The organism is Acinetobacter sp. CFCC 10889 (assembly GCF_003268395.1).
Lineage (GTDB): Bacteria > Pseudomonadota > Gammaproteobacteria > Pseudomonadales > Moraxellaceae > Acinetobacter.
Genome location: NZ_LQXQ01000001.1, coordinates 36,219 through 57,334, shown reverse-complemented (window position 1 = coordinate 57,334; position 21,116 = coordinate 36,219). Strand labels below are relative to the sequence as shown.

General features: G+C 38.7%; 24 protein-coding genes. All 24 read left to right on the top strand.

Annotated elements, in window-relative coordinates:
• Positions 1-10 precede the first annotated feature (10 nt).
• The 24 genes from AVJ19_RS00330 (at position 11) to AVJ19_RS00220 (ending at position 21,103) form a co-directional block, all read left to right on the top strand.
• Positions 11-1,732 carry a hypothetical protein gene (locus AVJ19_RS00330; RefSeq protein ID WP_162626510.1) on the top strand — a complete coding sequence of 574 codons (1,722 nt, stop codon included), beginning with the start codon at positions 11-13 and terminating at the stop codon, positions 1,730-1,732.
• A 63-nt stretch (positions 1,733-1,795) separates the two neighbouring features.
• Positions 1,796-3,298 carry a phage tail protein gene (locus AVJ19_RS00325; protein WP_111857852.1) on the top strand — a complete coding sequence of 501 codons (1,503 nt, stop codon included), beginning with the start codon at positions 1,796-1,798 and terminating at the stop codon, positions 3,296-3,298.
• A gap of 69 nt (positions 3,299-3,367) precedes the next feature.
• The gene (locus AVJ19_RS00320; RefSeq protein WP_111857851.1) at positions 3,368-3,658 is read left to right on the top strand and encodes a hypothetical protein; all 291 of its coding nucleotides are present in this window, start codon (positions 3,368-3,370) and stop codon (positions 3,656-3,658) included.
• On the top strand, positions 3,648-4,745 hold the full coding sequence (locus tag AVJ19_RS00315; RefSeq protein ID WP_111857850.1) for a hypothetical protein: 1,098 nt from the start codon (positions 3,648-3,650) through the stop codon (positions 4,743-4,745). The genes AVJ19_RS00320 and AVJ19_RS00315 overlap by 11 nt, the downstream gene beginning before the upstream one ends.
• Before the next feature lie 3 nt (positions 4,746-4,748).
• Positions 4,749-5,897, top strand: a complete 1,149-nt coding sequence (locus AVJ19_RS00310; RefSeq protein WP_111857849.1) for a hypothetical protein — start codon at positions 4,749-4,751, stop codon at positions 5,895-5,897.
• Position 5,898: 1 nt separating this feature from the next.
• Positions 5,899-6,894 (top strand): hypothetical protein, encoded by a 996-nt coding sequence (locus AVJ19_RS00305; protein ID WP_111857848.1) that lies wholly within the window; start codon positions 5,899-5,901, stop codon positions 6,892-6,894.
• A gap of 83 nt (positions 6,895-6,977) precedes the next feature.
• Entirely contained in the window at positions 6,978-7,787 is an 810-nt protein-coding gene (locus AVJ19_RS22410) for a hypothetical protein (RefSeq protein ID WP_228203255.1), read from the top strand.
• The gene (locus AVJ19_RS22405; protein ID WP_228203254.1) at positions 7,760-8,845 is read left to right on the top strand and encodes a hypothetical protein; all 1,086 of its coding nucleotides are present in this window, start codon (positions 7,760-7,762) and stop codon (positions 8,843-8,845) included. Before AVJ19_RS22410 ends, AVJ19_RS22405 begins: the two co-directional genes overlap by 28 nt.
• A 67-nt stretch (positions 8,846-8,912) precedes the next feature.
• On the top strand, positions 8,913-9,593 hold the full coding sequence (locus AVJ19_RS00295) for a hypothetical protein (RefSeq protein WP_111857847.1): 681 nt from the start codon (positions 8,913-8,915) through the stop codon (positions 9,591-9,593).
• 3 nt (positions 9,594-9,596) lie between these two features.
• The gene (locus AVJ19_RS00290; protein WP_111857846.1) at positions 9,597-10,886 is read left to right on the top strand and encodes a hypothetical protein; all 1,290 of its coding nucleotides are present in this window, start codon (positions 9,597-9,599) and stop codon (positions 10,884-10,886) included.
• A gap of 2 nt (positions 10,887-10,888) precedes the next feature.
• The gene (locus AVJ19_RS00285; protein ID WP_228203253.1) at positions 10,889-11,644 is read left to right on the top strand and encodes a hypothetical protein; all 756 of its coding nucleotides are present in this window, start codon (positions 10,889-10,891) and stop codon (positions 11,642-11,644) included.
• Between the two features lie 152 nt (positions 11,645-11,796).
• A complete protein-coding gene (locus AVJ19_RS00280) occupies positions 11,797-11,979 on the top strand; it encodes a type II toxin-antitoxin system HicA family toxin (RefSeq protein WP_111857844.1) in 183 nt (60 codons plus the stop codon).
• Between the two features lie 69 nt (positions 11,980-12,048).
• On the top strand, positions 12,049-12,453 hold the full coding sequence (locus tag AVJ19_RS00275) for a type II toxin-antitoxin system HicB family antitoxin (RefSeq protein ID WP_111857843.1): 405 nt from the start codon (positions 12,049-12,051) through the stop codon (positions 12,451-12,453).
• Positions 12,454-12,692: 239 nt separating this feature from the next.
• The gene (locus AVJ19_RS00270) at positions 12,693-13,223 is read left to right on the top strand and encodes a hypothetical protein (protein WP_111857888.1); all 531 of its coding nucleotides are present in this window, start codon (positions 12,693-12,695) and stop codon (positions 13,221-13,223) included.
• Positions 13,216-13,578 carry a hypothetical protein gene (locus tag AVJ19_RS00265; protein WP_111857842.1) on the top strand — a complete coding sequence of 121 codons (363 nt, stop codon included), beginning with the start codon at positions 13,216-13,218 and terminating at the stop codon, positions 13,576-13,578. The genes AVJ19_RS00270 and AVJ19_RS00265 overlap by 8 nt, the downstream gene beginning before the upstream one ends.
• The gene (locus tag AVJ19_RS00260) at positions 13,575-13,913 is read left to right on the top strand and encodes a hypothetical protein (protein ID WP_111857841.1); all 339 of its coding nucleotides are present in this window, start codon (positions 13,575-13,577) and stop codon (positions 13,911-13,913) included. Before AVJ19_RS00265 ends, AVJ19_RS00260 begins: the two co-directional genes overlap by 4 nt.
• A complete protein-coding gene (locus AVJ19_RS00255) occupies positions 13,897-15,354 on the top strand; it encodes a hypothetical protein (protein ID WP_111857840.1) in 1,458 nt (485 codons plus the stop codon). Before AVJ19_RS00260 ends, AVJ19_RS00255 begins: the two co-directional genes overlap by 17 nt.
• A complete protein-coding gene (locus AVJ19_RS00250; RefSeq protein ID WP_111857839.1) occupies positions 15,339-15,944 on the top strand; it encodes a hypothetical protein in 606 nt (201 codons plus the stop codon). The genes AVJ19_RS00255 and AVJ19_RS00250 overlap by 16 nt, the downstream gene beginning before the upstream one ends.
• A 104-nt stretch (positions 15,945-16,048) precedes the next feature.
• Positions 16,049-16,672 (top strand): hypothetical protein, encoded by a 624-nt coding sequence (locus tag AVJ19_RS00245; protein WP_111857838.1) that lies wholly within the window; start codon positions 16,049-16,051, stop codon positions 16,670-16,672.
• Positions 16,672-17,115, top strand: coding sequence for a hypothetical protein (locus AVJ19_RS00240; RefSeq protein WP_111857837.1), 444 nt, complete (start codon positions 16,672-16,674; stop codon positions 17,113-17,115). Before AVJ19_RS00245 ends, AVJ19_RS00240 begins: the two co-directional genes overlap by 1 nt.
• An 11-nt stretch (positions 17,116-17,126) precedes the next feature.
• Positions 17,127-18,026, top strand: a complete 900-nt coding sequence (locus AVJ19_RS00235; protein WP_111857836.1) for a hypothetical protein — start codon at positions 17,127-17,129, stop codon at positions 18,024-18,026.
• Positions 18,023-18,637 (top strand): hypothetical protein, encoded by a 615-nt coding sequence (locus tag AVJ19_RS00230; RefSeq protein ID WP_111857835.1) that lies wholly within the window; start codon positions 18,023-18,025, stop codon positions 18,635-18,637. Before AVJ19_RS00235 ends, AVJ19_RS00230 begins: the two co-directional genes overlap by 4 nt.
• 145 nt (positions 18,638-18,782) lie before the next feature.
• The gene (locus AVJ19_RS00225) at positions 18,783-20,390 is read left to right on the top strand and encodes a hypothetical protein (RefSeq protein WP_111857834.1); all 1,608 of its coding nucleotides are present in this window, start codon (positions 18,783-18,785) and stop codon (positions 20,388-20,390) included.
• Entirely contained in the window at positions 20,390-21,103 is a 714-nt protein-coding gene (locus AVJ19_RS00220; protein ID WP_111857833.1) for a hypothetical protein, read from the top strand. Before AVJ19_RS00225 ends, AVJ19_RS00220 begins: the two co-directional genes overlap by 1 nt.
• Positions 21,104-21,116: the final 13 nt, after the last annotated feature.

The window sequence follows — 21,116 nt, the reverse complement described above, 5'->3', positions numbered from 1 at the left end:
GAGATTTACCATGAAGAAATTGTTCATAGCAGCGGTACTGGGATTGGATGCAATGTATCGTTTTTGGGAAAAATTAAAAGATGTGCGTGAGTCTGTTTTAGGAGATAAGCATAATGATTTGGATGAGCAAGCCACCATTGAAAACAAAGAACTTCGCTCAAAAAAACTATTAAAATCATCTTCAATTTTTTCTGGAAATAAAGTTGATTTTTCTAATGAAAATGAAATCGTGAATATGTTTGAAAAATATGGCCAAGTTTTAATTTACCCTCAAACAGTCGAAAAAGTCTGGGAAGGTACGGCGATAGATCATACCAAACATGATTTTGGTTTTTTCATGTCAATTAAAGCTGATGATTTTAATAATTCAGTCAAAATACTGATTGCTAAAGCTTGGAAAAGTGATACACCAGAAGAGCATTGCAAGTACATTGATGTGTTGAGTATTAACCACTATAAAGACTTTCAACATGCATTAGATGAAATTAAATACATTATAGGTTGTTACTCTAATATCACCTTGCTTTTAATACCTGATGGTGTAGGTAAAGAATTTGCTCAAGCTTTAAACAACAATGGTATTGGTTTTGAATCTATTTATTGGGATGGCAATTGCTTTAGCGAAAATGATAACGAAAATTATGTGAATAAACGGTCACAGGCTTTTGTTGATCTTAGTCGTGCCGTACATACCAACCGATTAAAAATTAAAACACAGCATTTTATGGATGAAATTAAAGAGCAGCTTGTATCTTTACATTATGATCTTGATTATCGTGCACGTTTTAAGGTTTTAACCAATAAAGAAATGATGAAATCACCTAATTCATTGGGAATTGCTGAGTTATTGGCTTATATGTTTTTGAATGATGTGAATCATAAGCTTGTTGGTGATGGTGAAGAACAGCAAGAAAAAATAGACGTAAAAAATATGAGTTTCATTGATTATTGCAAAGAAATTCGAGGGGATACAGAATTTTATGACACAGAAACAGTATGTCGTGAATTATCACAAAAAGGTTCTAATTTAAGCCTTACATTTGCGGGCTTTTATTATAGCCAAATGACACATGTGGCTAAAGACGACTTTACTTATCGGGATCGTGGCTTTACATCAAAAGGGATCAGTATATTGGCATTATTCGCCGTGTGGAGTTTGCTGTGCGAAGATGCTTCAAAAATTTATTTATTCACTGAAAAATGTGCTGAAAGCAGTAAATTTTTAAAGGGATATATTGAAAGCCATAAACGTAAACTAAAGCAAAATGGCTACCAATACCTAGCAGATCAAATCATTATTGATGAAGATCGTATTTACATAGATGGTTATAAAGATACTCGTTTTATATGTGTTAAAAATCCTAAAAATGAACAAAATTTAGATGGTTTAGACTTGGGGAATGTAACGATTTGGTATGATGTCCCATATCAAGTGCAAATTATTGATAATACAGAATACATCGATAGCAATCGAACCGACTATGATGCTTTACGAAGTCTTGGTGTTTATGCACATCGGGATAATGTGCGTGTAATTATGACGAATAGACCTTACGCAAAACTCTATAAAATGAGTTGTAGATGGTTTGAATATACATTTAATGCAGAAAATATAGACGGTCCATACACCCAATTTATTAAAAATGAACTTAAAAGATACGGCAGCCGCAATCATCCAGACTACCTATATTTTATACGTGGTATTTTTCCTGATACTGAAACACAGGAATAACGAAAAACCGATCACGCCGTAAATTTATATAAAGATCCTCATTAAGTATGAGGATTTTTTATTATGGCGACAGAAGTTAATGAAATAGTGTTTACTGTGACACATGCAGGGCGAAATGCCGCATTGAATGCTGAAGCTGTAGGATTGATTCTAAAACTCGATAAAATGGGCTTTGGTGATGGTCACGGCGTAAGTGATAAGACGGTTACAAGTCTTGCCAGTAAAAAACAAGAAACAGATATGTCAGCAAGTGGCGTACAGCCAACAACGAATACACTGTTATTGGGTGTAAATTACACACCCACGCAAGACCTGTATTTATCAGAAATCGGAATTTATACTGTAGATGGTGTTCTATTTGCTATTGCTCGTAAAACAGATGGGCATTTTTTCATTCTAAGTAAAGATATTCCGTTTATTGCATCATTTGGTTTACGACTTGCTGATATTAATGAGGGAACTGTTGCAGTTAGCGTGATGCAAGATGCGCCGATTGCACAACAAATGATTTTTGATCATGAGTCACATCCAGATCCACACCCTCAATACTCCAAAGGAATTGGGGATTTAAAGAATTATTTTATTGAATTATTTAATGAATTTACTGAAAACATAGGCGATACTTTTAATGAGTTTAAAAATGAAGTCGCTAATAATTTAGAGGTTATAAATAAAGAAATTGAAAGAATATGGGAACATCTTAATGAAATTACTTATCCGCGTACGATTGTTTGCGGTGTCGCTATGGGAGAGAAATTTACAATAGATGTATCAGGAAAAGTTGATGATTTGCGTGATAACAAATATTTAATTCAAGTCACACCAGAAAACACACATGAAGCTTGGGAGATAAAACGAGAAGCGCAATCGTTTACAGTTACTATCTGGAATAGATCAGGTAGCAATAGAATTGGTTATTCAGGTAGTGCAAACTGGGCAGTTATTCAAGCGACTGGTGAAACAGTGGCGGGTGGTAATGGTGACTACTATGCGGGAAGATACTTCATACAAGTTTTACCAAATGAAACTAAAGACTTTATCTTGGTATCTGGTGGTGGCGCAGGTGGTGTTTCGGCATGGCAAGACTACCCTATTTGGAACGGCGGAAATGGTGGAGTGACTAGCCTATATTTGGATTCTGTCAAGTTAGTGGAAATTGATGGCGGGCATGGAGGACCATGTGGTCACTGGTCAAATGGATCATCTATGATTGACGGAACGGAAGGGACGCGTGGTGGCATCTATGTTTCTGAATTGGTGACACAAGACTCTAAGGTGTTGGGTATTATTGGGGGGAATAAATTAGCGGATCATAAAGGTGGCATTTCAGTTAGCGTGGTTGGTCAGTATGGTGCGGGTGGTAACGGTGCTGATGGTGTTGGTGATGATGGGCGTGCATTTGGTACAGGTGGTACATCTGGTGGCTATGCTAAGATTAAATATAAGAATACAACCGAAGCAATTCAAACATTAACTTTAGTTGTTGGTGCGGGTGGTGAATCCCCTGAATCTAACGGAAATCCAGGCTTTGTTGGCACAAATGGGTTTGCAAGAGTATCTAACTAAGGAATATCGAAAAAATTCAACCGAAAGGCTAATCCAAAATGGGTTAGCCTTTTTTGTGTGTTGAATGTTATGTCACTGAATGAATATCACACTGATATACGCCGTTTGATCAATAAAAATAAAAAACGCCATGGTTATGGCGGTTTTTTGTTTGCATATCAGATCGGGCGTGATGAAATTTATGATCCATCATTGATTAGTCAGCGGGTTTATCAAACGCGCAGTCATGGCGATGTAGTGCGTATTGCCAGTGGTGTGTCATTTGCACATGAGCCATTGCCACAAAACATCATTATTTTGCCGAAATTAGCGCAAATTATCGCACTTCAAAGAAAGTACGGGGTAACACATGCCTTCTAACTTTGATCCAGATAAATTTCGGCAAGAAATCTTAAAAGGTGGTTTTGGTAAAGACCTAAAGCAGCGCACAGCTGAAGATCGGCAACAACGAAAACTTGCTGAAGAAGAACGTGAAAGTAAGGCAGACAAAAAAGGCTCAAAGCCCACATTTTTACGACCGCAAGATATATCAGGTGATTATGATTTTAAACGGGCATTGCAGACCACGCTAGGTATGCCCGAAGGCATGGTAAGGACATTAACCCGTGCCGATTTGGAAGCCTTTAAACATAATATTGAAACGATTGCCAAACAATACAAAGGCGGCATTACCGTTGAACAAGTCATTGCTTTTAGTCGTCAAGATGATATTGATCGGGCAAATCAACAGATCCATGTTGCACATCCCGCACGGCGTAAAGCAGGCTTGGTGCATTTTATTACCAATGCCAGTGCAGAAAGTAAATCACGATTTCACCATGTCAATGTTGAGTTTCAATCTTTTAATGAATTGTCATTGCAGCCGAAAGATGTATCACAGTACGCCGTAAAAAATAAGCTGTCATTGGGTCATGTCAAATTTGAATGTGATTGCGGCAGATTTAAGTATTGGTATCGCTATATCAATACAGTAGGCAATACAGTATTGGGGCGTAAAGAAGGTGGTTTTCCGAAGATCCGTAACCCAAATTTAACAGGTATTGCATGTAAGCATATTTTACGTGTCATGCATTGGATCAAATCAGGACATGGCCAGCGTTATTTAACTCAAGCCATTCAAAACGAACGTACCCGTCAAGTTGGCGCACGTTACAGACAAGACAAGCAAGGTTTGGCTGAAAGCATTGCACAGCAAATAGCGAAAGTAGGCAGTAAACGTAGTGAAATTAAGCCACGCTTACAACATGAGTTAAATAAGCTTGAACAGAAGCGAAAACAGCGTGAGCAGCTACAGAAAAGAACATTGCAGCGTCAAAAGGATCTATTAGAACGCAGCAAAAATAAACAGACCAAACAGCAGTCTTTAACTCGTTATAAAGCCTTACTGAATCAAGGCGTGATTACTGATGCTGAATACCAAGTTTTAGTACAGAATTTAGGAAAATAAGCCATGTTGAAGCCAATTAGAAAAGAATCGACACGGGTAGCAGACGGTCGCAGATTTGCAGCACGTTCTATTGTGATTACCAATCTGTCATCTATCGAATGCTATGTATATCGCCGTAATGTTGTTCCTGTAAATGCCAATGAAACACGCCAAGAAACGATTTATGCAGGGGCGGTGGTATTAAGCAGCCAAGAAGAACACGCCACAGAATATGACGATCTAGGCTATGCCAAGCTGCTATTTGATCATTTCAGCGGTGGCAGCTTACACAATGATATGGATGACATTAACAGCGGTGATCCAATCTTTTATGCACAAATTGAACCGTTTGATTTGGCATACATTGAAAGTCAGCGGGACATGATTCGTAACGTACCTGATTGGCAGCCCAAAAAAGGCGATATTTTCGCATTATTAATATCAGAAGATACGATCAAATGGCTTGAATGTGTTGGCTCACAAGGTCAAAGCATTCATTCTGATTTTGGTAATAAATACGTGTTGAATTTACGTGATCCGCTGGACCATTTAGAGCCGTTTATTTCGCAAGAAGATCTATTAACGCCAGAGTCAAAACTTTATCCATTGCTTATGTCAGATCTCGTTTATAACGATGCGCCAATTTTTGATATTTATGACAATGATCCAGGTACTAAAGACGATGATCAAATTACGATGCGTAAATTCAAGTTTGGCAATATGAATGATCCGACTTTTGAGCGTGAAATGGCTGTATTGGCGATTAAGAACATTCAGCATCGCACGAAAAGCGCATACTTTTTTGATGAAAATGACACAAAAACCATCACTGTCAGCTTAAAAGAGCCTGAAACTTTTGTTTTATCGGCTGATACCGCCGTGAAGTCAATTTGGGTTAATGGTGCATACATGACGTATGGATTGGTGGTGATTGATCATATTGCACTGGTCAAAGCCATTGATACGGATCTCACGGCGAATAAGCCTGTATTGATCACACATGACAGCATTAAATCATTTGAGATTTTACCATCCAATTTTAACGATGTTCATAAATTCTATACGGTGGTCATCATGATGAACCTTAACGCCGTGAATCACTATGAATTGCAATTATCATCGGGTGAAAAACACGCATTTTCTATTGATTTAACACAAATTCGAGGGGTTTAAAATGTCGGATAGCTTAATTGAAAAAATGATTGAAAAAGGCGTGAATATTAATAACTTCCAAGAAGTTTTTAATTTTTTTCATTCAGTCGATGCAATGGAAGATGATCTTTTAAATCTAATTACGCCTTATTTGGTAGGTATAGCACAAGGTATTGTGAATGAGGCAACAGAAGGAAAGGCAGATAAGGTTGCCACAGATTTGGCATTATCACAAAAATTAAACCGTGATGAATATAACAATCATTTTAGAGGACTTTATAAGAGCTATATTGCATTAACAGAAGCTAATATTGTCGCAGTCGATGGGGATTACGCACATATAGACGGCGGTATTAGTTTTGGGCGTATGGCGGCTATCTGGGATAGTGACGATGGAAAATGGGTCATTAATGAGGTTCAAATTGCTTTAAACACGGATGAAATGCCAGAAGGATCAAATAACCTTTATTTTAAACAAGATCGGGTGAAAAACACGGTATTAACAGGCTTAGTTCCGCAAAATCCGACTGAAATTATGCCAACAGATAACATTATTACAGCTTTGGCGAAGTTGCAGGCACAGTTAAAAGTACCACCAGAAGTCAAATGGCATAAAGCAGAAGATGTTCTGATTCAAAAAGTAGTAAAAACAAATCTGTATGCAACGATTAGTGGTGTTCGATTTGATCTTGAGTTTGCAAAAATCAACGGCATGTTGTGGATGCGAGGAGCTTTTGAAGTTTTAAGCTCTATACAGATTGGATATACAATATGGACATTAAAACCAGAATGGCGGGTACAATCAGTTAGGGTAGGGAAAGTACCAAATCACACATCACCATACAATGTATATGTTCCGACAAGCCCTACATCAGAAAATTCACTTTATGTTCATTCTCATGCAGTTGTAAATTCAGATATAACAGTAGAGCAAGATATAAGAGCTTTCGGAACTTTAACAGTAAATGTTTGGGGAGTTGGTGGAGCTGTTTGCTTAGGTTCATTAATCCAACCATAAAATCTAGGAATACCGAAAAACGCATTTTTATAGAATCTACAAAATGAGTTCATACAAGCCAATAACGGCGTGGAGAACTCAAAATGACTCGTTTTTCAGAGAGTGAAATTAAAGAAGCTTCAGCGGCATTTTCTCGAATTGCTTTAGTCGGCAAAAACTTTCTTGACGCAATGAAGTATAAAGATGGTACGCCGTCAGATGCAGTACAGTTGTTTGATAGTGTTGTGGCTCAAGCGGTGAAAAATGGTATTGATCCCGCATTCTATGTGCCTGAAGCTTTATCAAGCTTGATTGATCAATTTAAAGAAAGCCCATTAGCAAAAAAACAGCTTTTAGATAGTATTTCAACAGGTATTCGTGAATATCAATCACGCCATGGTGCAATGCCAAGCACAGGTATTGTTGGTTCGGCACTTGAAGCAGCAAAAACGATTTACTGTGATTTAACGCCAGATAAAACGATGGGCTTGTTTGATAGTGCAACAGCACGCAAGCCAAATACAGAAACACAATCATTCTATGACAGCGTAACATCACAGTCCTCTACCCATATTGCAGATGTACCCGCTTTAGCAATGGTCACAATTACCATGCTGATTGCCAATGCATCGCCGTTGACTGCTTATTTACCAAACCCGAAAGGTACAGCATCATTACCTTTGCTTTATGTTCGTCATATTGCGGGTCGTGACTATGGTTCAACGAAAAAAGGCGAGTTTTTAGACGGTATTAAAGCTGCTAGTCAGTATTTTGATTCAATTCATAAATTCGCTTTAACGACTGCTAACAATATCACTTATACAGTGACAACCAAGCGTCAGCGTGATGAAACCAACGCACCAGTGGCAATGAGCGTTTACCAATCGTGGTCGGTGCAAACCGTGCGTATTTAAACGGGATTTTAGTCGGTAAGGATGAGTTCTATACAGGCAAGAAAAATGCAGCGGGTTCTAAGTTTGAACCACTTGAAAATGTTGAAGTTGTCATTGGTGCGGACAAATTCAAATTAGTGTCAGGTACGCATGATGCAAATACCGATACCATCACTTTAGTATTCGATAAAGCATTACCGCCTGAAGCAAAAGTCCATGTATTGACCGCAGCAGATTATGAGCGTGTAGACAATGCGGGTAAAACCATTCTGATTGCACCAAATACCGATGTTGATTTGGATTATGCAGCAGTACACGCATACGGTATCCGCGCGATTTACACGGCGACCATTGATGCATTGATGCAAATGCAAAACGAGCTTGGTGTAGACATGCGTTCTGCATTCGTAGCCATCGTGATTGCAAAATTGATGCTTGAACAAAATACCCGCTTGTTGACTGAAGCAGCAGAACGTGCAGATGGCTTAGGCTTGAGCCGTGAAGTTGATTTAACGCGCGGTAGTGACATGACAGCGGCATTCAATAAAACATCGGACATTGGTGCGGAAATTTTCCCTGCTATTGAAGATGGTAAACGCCGTATGGTTGAGCGTACAGGTCATCGTCCAAATGGTCATAATATTTACGTTACAGGTGCATTAGGCACATTGATGACTGTATTGGCAGATGATACGCATTTCATCCCGTCAGCACTGTCTTTCGGTATGTCGAATGAAATTGTCCGTATCGGTTCAAAAGGTGCAGATAACTACTATTACGTGCCAACGACAACCAATATCGTCAAAGAAGGCGAAGTCGATGTTGCGGGTAAAAAGAGCGTGTTTTCTGAAATGCTGATTATCGGTCGTAACACTGAAGCTGCTAAATCAGTATTTGTCGGTCATGTGTGCGTACCTGTTATTACGGGTGATGTTCGTTCTGAGGAATTTAAACAGGGCGTAACGTATTACTCGAAAATTGCAGCACAGATGAATGACATTGGTCGTTATGCAGACCAGGTATTCAAGCTCAAAGTGTTGAATCTTCCTAAATCTCTAACTGTATCACCTAGCCCTTAATGGGCTTGTGTGGGGCGTTTTAATAACGCCCTACATGCTGATTTTTATTAAAAAATAGGAAAATGTCATGAGTACAGTAGGTAAAGAAGATGAAACGATTATTGATGCGGGCGGTGATGATCAGCAGCAGCTTGGCAATGGCGGCAACGCAAATGATGAAACTGGTGAATCACTCGATCTTTCCACTGCCACGAAAAGCAATGAAGATCCATTATCCCCAGTGGATGAAAAACCTGTATCACCAGAGTTGGATCAGTCCACCAAATCTGATGATGTGGCAGCAGCAGAGCAAGAATCACAGCCAAAGCCAAAACGAGCAGCTAAAAGCACAGCGAAGCAAGTTCCAAAGCCTGAAGCGGATCAACCTTTGGCGACAACTCAAGCAATTAACCCAGTTGGCGGCGTAACAGCGGGTGATTCAGATCCTAAGCAAGAAGAATCACAGCCCAAGCAAGGTGACTTAACACCTGAAAAGCCTATTGAATCAGAGCAAAACAATGATTCTAAGCAAGCTGATTCAGATCCTAAGCAAGAAGAACCTAAAGCGGAAGTGGTTTTAGATCCATTGGATCTTGAAATCACCAATCATGGTTCAGAAACATCATGTATGGTCACACGTAAAATCATCCCACGCGGTGAAACCGTTATTTTGCGTTATGGATCAATGCATGACAAACATTTGGCAATGGGTAACTTTGCTCAAATCAACGCATTAGCGGGTTATAAACGCTTCATTTTTGAGGGCTAATATATGTTTTTAGTCATGGATACAGACGGCTCTCTAAATTTAGCAGCCGACTTGGTGGGAACACCGCCACTATGGGTAAACCTAGAGCCGTATAGCTTTCTAGGTGATGGGGTTGAATTACATTTGAATTTTAAGCAAACAGATACAGATGTTGATTCTGATACTGTGAAGCTTGAAATTGGTTTTATTGATCAACAAACCAATGATGTAATTTATAATTTTATTGGTTCATTGAATCCTGATATTAATCAAACTAATAGCTTGATGAGTATTGTTGATGCTACTGAAGAATTTAAAGACTTTGAAGTTAAAACAAGTCCTAGTTTTGCAAGTGCAGTTGTTTTAAGTGATGCATTTAATGAGCTTAATTCTTTGGGTCGCAAAAAAGTAAAACTAATGTGGCAATCAGAAGCGCCGCCGTCAAATGTGGATCAATTGGCTAAAATATTAACGCGTGGTCGTAACAAGCCAACACGTTTATATATGCGCTTTAATAATAATGTCACTACATTTACACAGTTATTGCGTGTTGCTGATACGTTAAATATTCGTTTATTTGTTGAATTAGATCCAATGCTTACAGTGGATCAAGCAATTCAAACAGCGAATGATTTAATGCCAGATGATGATCGTGTCGGTTTTCTTTGGTCACCAAATGTTGCACGCCCAATTAATGCACAGTCGTTAAAAGGTCGTAAATTTGGGCGTTTGATCGGTGGCACGTTAATGGCGTGGCATACGTTGCGTGATGCGAATAAAGATGGCAATGGAATCCCTGCTTATCACAATCCAGTTGCGGGTTATGACTATCCTTTCAGCTATCGTGGATTAGATCAACGGCCAGACATTGATTTGGATGATCCAACACGTAAACGCTTGGCAAATTCACGTATTAACGTGATGCAAGTTATTAATTTTCGTGCGGGTGAACGCTTTATTTTGGGTGATGTATTAACGGGAAATAGTGACAATACATCATTGCTTAAGTTGATCAATGCCAGTGATATTTCGATGTTTATTGCAAACACAATTAACGCAATTACTATGCGTCATTTGTTAAAAGGCATGACGACATATATCGAAGATGCGACCAAAGAATGTGTGAAATTTCTGGATTTGTGTTGCACAAATGCTCGTCCATTGCTAGTCCATTCAGAGAAATTAAACGGGTTTTATGATTTTCGTATTACCCCGCGTCAAGACCGCCCATTTGATGCGGTAGACGTTAAATTAGGTTGCCGTCCGCAAGGTGCTACCCGTGCGGCTTACAATGACTTTGCAGTTGAGAAATAATCATGTTATTTAGTTCTTTAAATCCGATGTTGCTTGATAGTGCAGCGGGTGAAGCGGCAAATAAAATTGCAGATGGTGATGGCTTGGATCTAGCCCAGTTTAATCACCATGTCAGCGCATTACGTTTGGCTGCATTGATGGTGGTTTTATCTTTATCTGATGCGATTACAAGCAATGATTTAGATGAAGATGAATTGCCATCATCACGCCTTGAGGCGTTAATGGCGGGCTTTAGTGGTGAAGATGACGGCGAAGAAATAGAAGTTGATGAGCCGACATATAGCATCATTTCTGCCAACGTTGAGGATGCATTTGCATCATTTGGAGTAAGCAGTGATTTGGTTGAAGCTGCATTTGGTGATGATGTTGCGGAAGCAGACCAGGCAATTGAAACTATTGCTGAAATCGTTGAATCCGCCGTGCCGACTGGTGAAGATGAATTAAGCGAATTTGTGCAGGAATTTGTATTCGGTGCAGATAACGGTGAAATTGATGACGATGGCTCAATTTATGATGCTGCAACAGTAGGTAAAACGACTGTTAAAAGCGGTAAATTCGGCAAAGTGATCTACAAAGCTGTGAAAGCGGTACGTAACGGTAAAATCGTGGTTAAAAATACCCGTGTTGGGGGCAAGGTGCGTTTGTCACCGAAACAAAAACAGGCGTTGATTAAAGCCCGTGTCAAAGCACATAGTTCTAGTGCTTTGAAAAAACGTATGCGTTCAGTGACGAAAGGTAAACGTGCAGGGTTATATTAATTCTTAATTAATTCCTATACATACCTAAAGTTTTAAAAAAGCCCTTAATTGGGCTTTTTTTGATTAATTTATAAAAATATAACTCTAGGGTTATTGACTTAATATAACTCTAGGGTTATGCTTTAGTTATCTTAGTTTGGATAGGGGTAGAAGTGAAAAGTCTTGATCTCATCAAGATATTATTAAAAGACGGTTGGTATGAAACTAGGGTTACTGGTAGTCATCATCATTTTAGACATGAAGTAAAAACAGGGTTGGTTACAGTCCCTCATCCTAAAAAAGATTTACCAATTGGCACAGTAAATAGTATTTTGAAGCAAGCGGGTCTTAGATGACCCGCTTCATCCCATTAAGACTAAAAACTCTGCATCTAAAAATTTGTATTTTTAATAGGAATATTCGCTATGTTATATCCAATTGCTGTAGAAAAAGGGGATGACACAAAAGCTTATGGTGTCATCGTTCCAAATATTAAAGGGTGCTTTTCAGCGGGTGATACATTTGAGGAAGCATTAAGCAATGCAAAAGAAGCTATTGCAAGTCACTTAGAAATTCTAGCTGAAGATAAAGAGGAAATTCCTTTAGCATCTGAAGTAAGTGCTTTTCTAAATAATGATGAATATCAAGGTTATATCTGGGCTGTAATTGATATTGATATAAGTCGATATTTAGGAAAATCTGAAAAAGTAAATGTAACTCTACCAAGTCGTTTAATTCACTTGATTGATGACCAAGTAGGAAAAGGTCGTATTTATAAAAGTCGCTCAGCTTTTTTAGCGGCGGGTGCTGAAAAGCTTTTACGTGCTTAATCTTTGAATCCATCACAAAGCCTGTATTTAATAATATAGGCTTTTTTTTGTGTCATATAATCATATAATCACATATATGATTATATGATTATATGATTATATGATTATATGATTATATGATTATATGATTATAAAGTTTAAATCGTCTAGTTTGTATGATCTAAAAATTTAGGAATACCCAAAAACACGCCCTAACAAGCCAAAGCACAATGAATTATAAAATTTATGAGTGTGCGGCAATGGCTAAGAAGTTCCTATTATCTGATTTGTCAGATAAGCATGAATTGGTTACAGAGATTAAAGACATTTTAGAGAAAGCGACTTTACAGCGTGTTGCTTTCATGATGGTTGAAAAAATGAAAAAGACGGCGGGTGTAGCTGTCAAAGACGTTATTTTCAATATGGAAAACGGGCAATCGCTCACGCTTACTTTCCGTACCGATGGTGATGTGATCAAAACATTACTGAATAAAAAGAACATTCCTATTTCTAAAGCGATGGACTATGACGACATGCCGACATTTAAATCGGGTGTCGAAGAATTGGCTTTAAAATTAAAAGGCAATCAATCCAAGTTTGATATAGCACGTACTAAGCAGCGTGTCGTAATTCCTTATGATCCAAGCAAACGCACACCAAGCAAAGCAAAGCAAATGGAGCAATTAAACGCAGAATCCACAGAATTAGACACATTAATCGCTGAAAAACACGCTCAACTTGCTTTAAAACAAAAAGAGTATGCCGACTTAGTGGGGACTAGCAATGGATAAGCAGCTTATTCTCTACTGTATCGTTGTTGTAGTTGGTATTTTGATTTTCGCATGGCAACAGTACCACTTACATAAAAGCGGGCTATTACAGCAATTTAAGGCTATTTGTAATGATCGTTCTTTGGTTGAAACTTTAATTTCAGGCAGAGTAAAGCAGTTGGCCATTCGAGTAATTAAAAATATCGTGGTGGTTGCTTATTTGCTGTATTGCATCGCTGTAATTCTTTATCAAATCAATATCTGGACCATTGATATTCAGATTGGTTTTTCTTTGCTGTGTATATACATGCTTTGGCAACAATTTACCTATGTTACGGCGCAGTATTTTTCTAGTCGAATGAGGGAGATTCAATGAATTACACACTTGAGCCTTCACACATCAAGAAAATGATCGAACATTGGTTGAATACGCCGCCAAACGGGTACATCGGTGTGGATTATGGACGAAATTTGTTTGAAATCTTATTAAAACCGATGAGTGTTGACAGTGCAGATCTAATTTTAAAGTGGATAAAAGAAGATATACCGCTTTTACGTGGTTTAAATGATGATGAACTAATGGTGATGAATGAAGATCAAGGATTCGATAAAAAGGTTTTTTATATACAAATCGGTCAGATCTTAATTCCGTTGCAGAATAGAAATACTGATGAGCAAACAGGGGATACTTTCTATGCCAACGCTCAATAAAATTAGAGAAATTACGTTACGAGTTTTACAAGACTATCCCGAAGTTGCCGCACGTTATCAAGCGGGTGATCCAACGATTGTTGCGCCGTTGGCAAGTATGCAGCACTTTGTTGCTGAATTAAGCCGTGATGTATCAATTTCAGAGTTAGAACCATTTACAAAGTCCCGTGAAGCAACCATCTTAGCGGATGCGGCAAATAAAGGGATCTTGCCAATTGCTACTGCATGTCAGCACACCATCGAAGTCATTAATAATGGTAAAAACACAGTAAGTTTATTGTCTGGTCGTATGATTGAAGATGGTTACGGCAGGGCTTGGCGATTACTGCAAACAGCCAATGTTGCAGCAGGGCAAATGGTTGAAGTTTTAGCAGAACAATCAGAAATTCGTGAAATTAACTATCAGCCTGTTTTGTCAGAACCTTTTCATAACTATACATTGCCTTTATCAACGGATCTTGCTTTGGTGTCATTGTCTGTGAAAGATCAGGATGATAACGACTATAAGTTCGTCACACGTTGGATGAATACTTTAGCTGATGAACGAGCTATCACAATCAATACTAACTCATTGCGTGAATTAATATTAGGTTTTGGTGATAGTAATCGTTTTGGTCAAACACTGAAAAACAATACAATTTTAACGATTCAGTTGTTAGAAAGTTACGGTTACTTTGATCCATCCAGTTTACGTGAAGCATCATTACAAGATGTACGCAACGGATTTGAACAAAAGTTAGTTGTACGCTTTAAAGAAGGTGCATTGGTTCGACTGGGAGCAGATCCTTTATCTATTGATGAATTACGCTTGTTATCTTCATACCCTACTTATGATGAAAACGCCGTATTTCTAGGTAATCATGATTTTTTAGTGCGAAAAACCTTTATGGCTCGTACTTTTTTTGTTTCTGTCTGGAATGAAGCAGTCAACGAAATTTATTACGGCGGAAATTATCGCAGTATAAATAAAATGTTTGTGTCATTTGTCGCTAAAAATGATAATGAAAAAGCTGCTTTAGGTCAGGAAATTTCACATTATGTTGAAAAGGTGGATAACTTTTATCTCAACAATACTGTACTTATAGAACCACAAGAACGGGCTTTTTCTATTCGTATTGATGCGACCATTGCCGCTGTGCATGATGCTGAAACAGTGAAAGAGCAAATAAAAACATTATTATTGGGTTATTACGGCAAAGGAAAAATTGCCGCCAGTTATTTTTTAAGTAATGGTTTTAACTCAAAAGAAATTACCCGATTGCTTGAAAAAAATATTGCAGCTTTCCAAGACCGCACCAGTGATTTTAAATTATTTGTTGAAGATACAGAAAAAAATCCTATTAAGCCTAATCAGTGGCTTTTTATGACAGAAGCAAGTATTTCAACCAATATTAAAGTGCTTAAAACAAGCATAGGTGAAAGCAAATGGTCAGTGATTTAGATGTTTTAGCGAATTACAAACATACTTTTGCTTTTGATGGTGATGAAGCCGTATTAAAAGCAATATTTATCCGTATTATTCATGAATTATTTGATAATACGTTAAATGATATACATCACTATGGTATGCCGCATTTAGGTGGTTCTATGGTGGTTGAACGCTTCACCAAGCAAGACGGTTTAGCTGTGATCCGCAGACCGCAAGACAGCGATTTAATTATGCGGATCATTTACGCTAATTGGCGTTCCATGGCTTCAAAACGTGGCTTCACTTTTCTTGAATTTATTTTAACGATGTTATGGGCAAATAAATGGGAGATTATGCGACTCTATCATAGTTATACACGTAGAGAACAATACCCCAAACATGTTGTTGAAATTGATAGTTCAGAGAATTTTTTAACATCCCGTATTTTTGTATTGATTGACGGTGGTGTTGATGTGAATGAATTGCGTCAATTAACACCAACTTTACAGCGTTTAGTTCCCGCAAATATAGTAGCTACAGTTGGCATACGCATGAACATTAAGCCTTTTGATGTTGGTGTGGCGGCTGTTATGAAATCTTATTCAGTTGCACGGTTTTATTAAAAAATTATTAGCCCACATTAAGCGGGCTTTTTTTAGGAATATGCAAAAACGGCGTTTTTCTATCTCAATGATCATGACTAAATTCTTAACGAGAGAATTTAGTCATGAGAGCGAATTTTCAGCAAACATTGATGGATTATGGGCTTGATTACACCACAGCCAAAAGCTTAGGTGCGCCCATGTTGGCATGTACAGGGATGATTGTTCCCGATATTGCACCACACTTAGCCTTATTAATTACCAATTTTCCACGCCCAGTAACGACCTATACCGAACCTGTAGAATTTGCCTATGCAGGTGGCTTGCAAGCAACGACAACAGGCGTGCCGAAAACCAGTCATACAGGTAATTTACAGTTTATTGAAACTGATTTCGGTCAAGCACAGGGCTTCATGGAGCTACTTATGGCACATGGAGGGGTAACAGACTGTACGGTTTATGATGGTCGTCCTGATCGTTGGATGCAAGCATACCAGTTACATGATTGTGCCATTACTTTTGAACCGTCTGAATTTGATGCTGAAGGTCGTAGCACACTGTTAAAAGTATCCGCACCAATGAGTTATATGTATTTCGGCTTAAATACCAAACTAGGTACAAGTGGTGTTGTAAATCAGATTACAGGTGCAAGTAATGTTGTTGATCAATTCCTAAATAAAGCCAATCAGACATTAAATATAGTTCGTGCAGGGAACAATATTGTTCGTGCGCTTGGAGATCTATTCTAATGACGCTATTGCTGCATGTCGGTGATACGCTTCAGATCAGCAAAGCGGGGGAAATTCATGCCCTTGCTGCTGATTTGTTAGACGAATATCAAACAATGGGATATAGCCTGGTACAAGAAGATTTAGAAACCATTTTAATTAATGATTATAAATTTTATGCGGGATGGGCTTATACACAAGAACAACGCAAAGCGGATCAGAAAATAGATAAAGATACTGTGATCAGTATTGGTGAATGGGGCATCATTTCACAAATGATTCGTCATCATTGTGATTATATGCACGCTCAACGCATGGAAGCATCGGGTTCATTGGGTGGTGAACGTTTTGGTTTGGATTCAATCACGGCGCGTCAAAACTATGAAGCAGCACAATTAGACGTTAAAAAAGATGCCTTTGTTGAGCCTGTTTTTACCATTGATTTTGACTATGTGAAGCCGTAACAGAGGGCATTATGCGTATTGTCTTAAAAGATGGTGTTGTACTGCCGTTTAATGTGTTGGTTAGTGCTGTTTTACGGTCTGATAGCGTTCCAGTCCCCTTGACGCTTGAATTTCAAGTTCTCTTAAATGCGGAGATAGAGCCACATTTAAAAGAAAGTGAAATCGTATTTATTGGTGAAACTTACATTGAGATGAAAATCATCAAAGCAAATATTCAACGCACTGGGATTGTACGTGATGGAAAGCGTGTAGTGATCGGTGCGTTTATTGCTGTTTTGAATGGCTGTGAGCAACTTATTAAGCCATTGGCTAAGGCAATTGCACTTGAAAATACTAGTATTGGCGCAGCATTAAAAGCAAGTGGTACAAAGTTATTGATTGCTGAAGATGTGCCATTGATGCGGTATTTCTGCCCATTTGGACAAACGCCAACGTATGAAATCGCCCGTAAATGCGCTGAAGAAGCCGCTGTGATTAATTCAGACAGTGAGGGAAAAATCACAGTACGCCGTTTATCAGCACTAATGCAAAGCACTGAGCCGAAAATAAAGCTCGATGCAACATCTGTTAGTTGGAAAAACAATAGCACAGGGCTTTTACATGAAGTACCGAGCTACATCACGATCAATAAAGATGGATCAACGGTCGAAGGTGAAATATCAGCAGGGAAAATAGCAAGTTATTACCCTAATTTGGACGCACGCCGTTTAAGGAACTTATCCACTGCTTTGGTATGTAAAGGCGTGATACAACGTGCATTAAGTACAGAGCTAATGGCAGGAGATTTAATCGAAGTAGACAGCACTCGTTATTATGTTTTAACCGCTGCACACCGTATTGATACTGGGGCTTTAGGTGGTGCAAAAGTCACGGCGACTAAGCTTTGGATTGCACAGGTAGAGAAGCTATGAATAATCAATATCATGGATTTTATCCCGCAAAAATACTGTCTTATAGTGCAGCAGAGCGCACAGCAAAGGTGAGCGTAGAACCAGTGACCAAAGGGATTGAGGGTGGCATTACCGCTACTTTTGCTTATCCCGTTGGTGATGATGACTTAGATACAGAGCGTGAAATCTTAACGGGTGCAGATTGCTATGTATTCTTTGATCAAGGCGACCCTTATAGCCCTGTAATTTGGGCTTATCGTTCACATGGTACGGGTGCAACAGTCGGGCATCGCCGTATTCGGCAAGAAAACATTGAACTTTACGCAAAGAATAATATTGATTTATTCGCTAAAAAGGTACTGATTGAAGCCCCAGACATTATTTTAAAAGGCAATGTGACACATGAGGGGAATTATAAGCACACTGGGGATATGACACATCAAGGCGATACGCTACAGGTTGGTAAATACACCTTAAATGGCAGTCAGACGATTTCTGGTGGTTTAGGTGTATCAGGTACAAGTAATTTTGCAGCAGCGGCATATTTCCCGCAGGGTGCAGTAATCAATGGCACACCGTACAGCGTACACTATCACGTAGGCGCACATGGCAATACAAGCCCACCTGTTTAAATCACTTATATGATTATATGATTAAAACATAAATCAGCCCCATTTTAGGGGCTTTTTTGTGTCTGTAATTTAGGAATATCAAGAAACCGTATTTTTTCAAAGCTGAAAAATGAATGTAGTTATAACTATGCATTCAGGCTAAAAAATGAGTCGTGTTGGTAAGATTTTAAGCGGAATTTTTGCGGAAGGGAGAATTGAACAGAAAATCAATGCTCAGCCTAAAATGTCCGAAATTAACCAGAGCTATGAGAATTTTGCACCATATTCACTAGGCACGTACTATCACAAAGACCTACAACGCCGTGATCGAAAGACGATTTACACAGCATATAAACGTATGCAACAAGATCCAACCATTGATGCTGCATTAAATTTGCTTGTCACTGCTGCATTGGGTGGACATGAAACACGCGGCGAAGTGGTATTTATTAAAGCTGCTGATCATTTGCGTAATGATGGTTTACGGGCAAAAGAGTTACGCCGACTCGTTGAAAAAGAAAGTAAGTATTTACAGAATTTAATTAACAATTTTATTTTTGCTTTGGCTCGAAATGGCATCACATACGGCGATTCATACGCCCGTATTTACGGAACGCATGGATTTGGGATAACGCATGTCATTTGTGATGAGCATGTGGAATCACCCTATATTCAAGCTTATGAACGTGCAGGAAAAACCGTAGGCTTTCACCTTTTAGAACAAAATGAGTTTGAAAATAAAGGAATTACCAAGCTCACAACGGCGCAAATGGTACGAATGAAAATGCAACGTATCGTACCAGTCCCGCAGTACAGCTTAAATCAGGTATTACATGGTCGGATGTTACAGACCAATGAAATTGACCAGGTGCCAATTGTACCTAGTCCAGTGGGCGGATCATTTCTGCAAAACGTTGAGGGTGCATTTGAGCAAATGCAACTAATGTTTGCTGCATTAAATAGCCAACAAATTGCAGACAGTGTGAAAAGCATGTTTATGACAATTGATGTGTCAAACATGCCACCTGAAAATCGTAAAATTTACAAAGAAAGTTTAATTAAATCCTTTTTAAAACATCACGAAAAGACCAAAGATGCTTTAAAAGGTGGTGATCCTATTTGGGGAACAAATGTTGTTGTGTTGCCGCAGTGGGGCGACAAACAAGTTATGAACCCGCTAGGTGATATTGCACAACGTACAGCACCGTTAAGCATGGAACTTGTGATGACACACATGCGCCGTGCAATGGGTTCACTGGGGCTTGATATTTCGCTTGTTGGGTGGGCGGATACGTTGGCGGGCGGGCTTGGTGATGGTGCAGCTTTTCATACGTCAGCACAAGTCATGCAGCGTGCAGCTTTAATTCGTCAAGCGATTACAGAACCTTTAATCGACCTTATTTTGCTACATTTTGCGTATAAAACAGGGAAATTATTTAATCGTGCGGATTTGCCTTTTAAAATTGAGTTTTATAGCGACATTAGTGCCGCAGCGACCGAAGCACTAGACAATAAAAACACACGTTCTAATACACTCATTCTGACAACACAAAGTTTAATGGCACTAAAAGAATTAAAGCTTGATGATCAATCAAATAGAATTTTACTGACTGAATTTTTAGGCTTGGATGATGATCAAGCAGAAACGATCGGCAGTGGATTAAAGCAGTCGATCGCAGAGGAAAAAGCCGCACAAAATGCTGAAAATGGATTGCCGACCACAATAGATCCAAATGCAGATGATGATGAACCTTTAGGCGAGGATGATGAGTAATGGCATATTCAACAACAATCAAAAAACGCCCTCAAAGAAGTGGACAATTAGGAAAAAACGGCGGTGGCGGGCTAAATAAGAAAGGGCAAACCGTTGAAGAAGCTGTTTTAAACCAACAAGCTGAAGATCTTAGCTCACAGACCACAGAGCAAGTCCAAATGCAGCAATGGGCAGGGTTCTCTAATGCTGAAGCGATGTTGCGTTACAAAGAACTATATTCACTTGGACACTACTTAAAAGCTCACTACTGGGTCAAATTTGCGCCGTGTAATGATAACTTAATTGGATTACCGCTTTTTACAGATGATTTGGCGGGATTTTTGGTGACTGAAACAAGTTTGCCATTAATTGATGCTGAGTTTGAAGAAAATAAAGTCGGTGCATATTACAGTAATGTATTCACAGGAATACGTGAACCCGATATTCAAATGACTATTTTAGAAACCAATGACAATAGAATTATCAATAGCTTAATGGTGATACGTCAGGCAATGGTAAATGATGATGGGACAATTAACCCGCCTGCCGATTATGCAATGGAAATCACTATAGGTTTATTTTCTAAAAAATTTGGTTTTCAAAGTACCGCAGCAGAACGGAATTTTATTGTTGCACCCACACAAGCAAGTTTGGATGGTTTGACTTCAAAGAGTTTTGAGATCTTAGATGTACCGATTAGCTTTAAGGTTTTGAAGCCGTATCAGTGGAAGTAGGAATATCAAAAAA

Coding starts and splice junctions, on each gene's coding strand:
- AVJ19_RS00330 (WP_162626510.1), top strand. CDS start 11: ATGAAGAAATTGTTCATAGCAGCGGTACTGGGATTGGATGCAATGTAT.
- AVJ19_RS00325 (WP_111857852.1), top strand. CDS start 1,796: ATGGCGACAGAAGTTAATGAAATAGTGTTTACTGTGACACATGCAGGG.
- AVJ19_RS00320 (WP_111857851.1), top strand. CDS start 3,368: ATGTCACTGAATGAATATCACACTGATATACGCCGTTTGATCAATAAA.
- AVJ19_RS00315 (WP_111857850.1), top strand. CDS start 3,648: ATGCCTTCTAACTTTGATCCAGATAAATTTCGGCAAGAAATCTTAAAA.
- AVJ19_RS00310 (WP_111857849.1), top strand. CDS start 4,749: ATGTTGAAGCCAATTAGAAAAGAATCGACACGGGTAGCAGACGGTCGC.
- AVJ19_RS00305 (WP_111857848.1), top strand. CDS start 5,899: ATGTCGGATAGCTTAATTGAAAAAATGATTGAAAAAGGCGTGAATATT.
- AVJ19_RS22410 (WP_228203255.1), top strand. CDS start 6,978: ATGACTCGTTTTTCAGAGAGTGAAATTAAAGAAGCTTCAGCGGCATTT.
- AVJ19_RS00295 (WP_111857847.1), top strand. CDS start 8,913: ATGAGTACAGTAGGTAAAGAAGATGAAACGATTATTGATGCGGGCGGT.
- AVJ19_RS00290 (WP_111857846.1), top strand. CDS start 9,597: ATGTTTTTAGTCATGGATACAGACGGCTCTCTAAATTTAGCAGCCGAC.
- AVJ19_RS00285 (WP_228203253.1), top strand. CDS start 10,889: ATGTTATTTAGTTCTTTAAATCCGATGTTGCTTGATAGTGCAGCGGGT.
- AVJ19_RS00275 (WP_111857843.1), top strand. CDS start 12,049: ATGTTATATCCAATTGCTGTAGAAAAAGGGGATGACACAAAAGCTTAT.
- AVJ19_RS00270 (WP_111857888.1), top strand. CDS start 12,693: ATGGCTAAGAAGTTCCTATTATCTGATTTGTCAGATAAGCATGAATTG.
- AVJ19_RS00265 (WP_111857842.1), top strand. CDS start 13,216: ATGGATAAGCAGCTTATTCTCTACTGTATCGTTGTTGTAGTTGGTATT.
- AVJ19_RS00260 (WP_111857841.1), top strand. CDS start 13,575: ATGAATTACACACTTGAGCCTTCACACATCAAGAAAATGATCGAACAT.
- AVJ19_RS00255 (WP_111857840.1), top strand. CDS start 13,897: ATGCCAACGCTCAATAAAATTAGAGAAATTACGTTACGAGTTTTACAA.
- AVJ19_RS00250 (WP_111857839.1), top strand. CDS start 15,339: ATGGTCAGTGATTTAGATGTTTTAGCGAATTACAAACATACTTTTGCT.
- AVJ19_RS00245 (WP_111857838.1), top strand. CDS start 16,049: ATGAGAGCGAATTTTCAGCAAACATTGATGGATTATGGGCTTGATTAC.
- AVJ19_RS00240 (WP_111857837.1), top strand. CDS start 16,672: ATGACGCTATTGCTGCATGTCGGTGATACGCTTCAGATCAGCAAAGCG.
- AVJ19_RS00235 (WP_111857836.1), top strand. CDS start 17,127: ATGCGTATTGTCTTAAAAGATGGTGTTGTACTGCCGTTTAATGTGTTG.
- AVJ19_RS00230 (WP_111857835.1), top strand. CDS start 18,023: ATGAATAATCAATATCATGGATTTTATCCCGCAAAAATACTGTCTTAT.
- AVJ19_RS00225 (WP_111857834.1), top strand. CDS start 18,783: ATGAGTCGTGTTGGTAAGATTTTAAGCGGAATTTTTGCGGAAGGGAGA.
- AVJ19_RS00220 (WP_111857833.1), top strand. CDS start 20,390: ATGGCATATTCAACAACAATCAAAAAACGCCCTCAAAGAAGTGGACAA.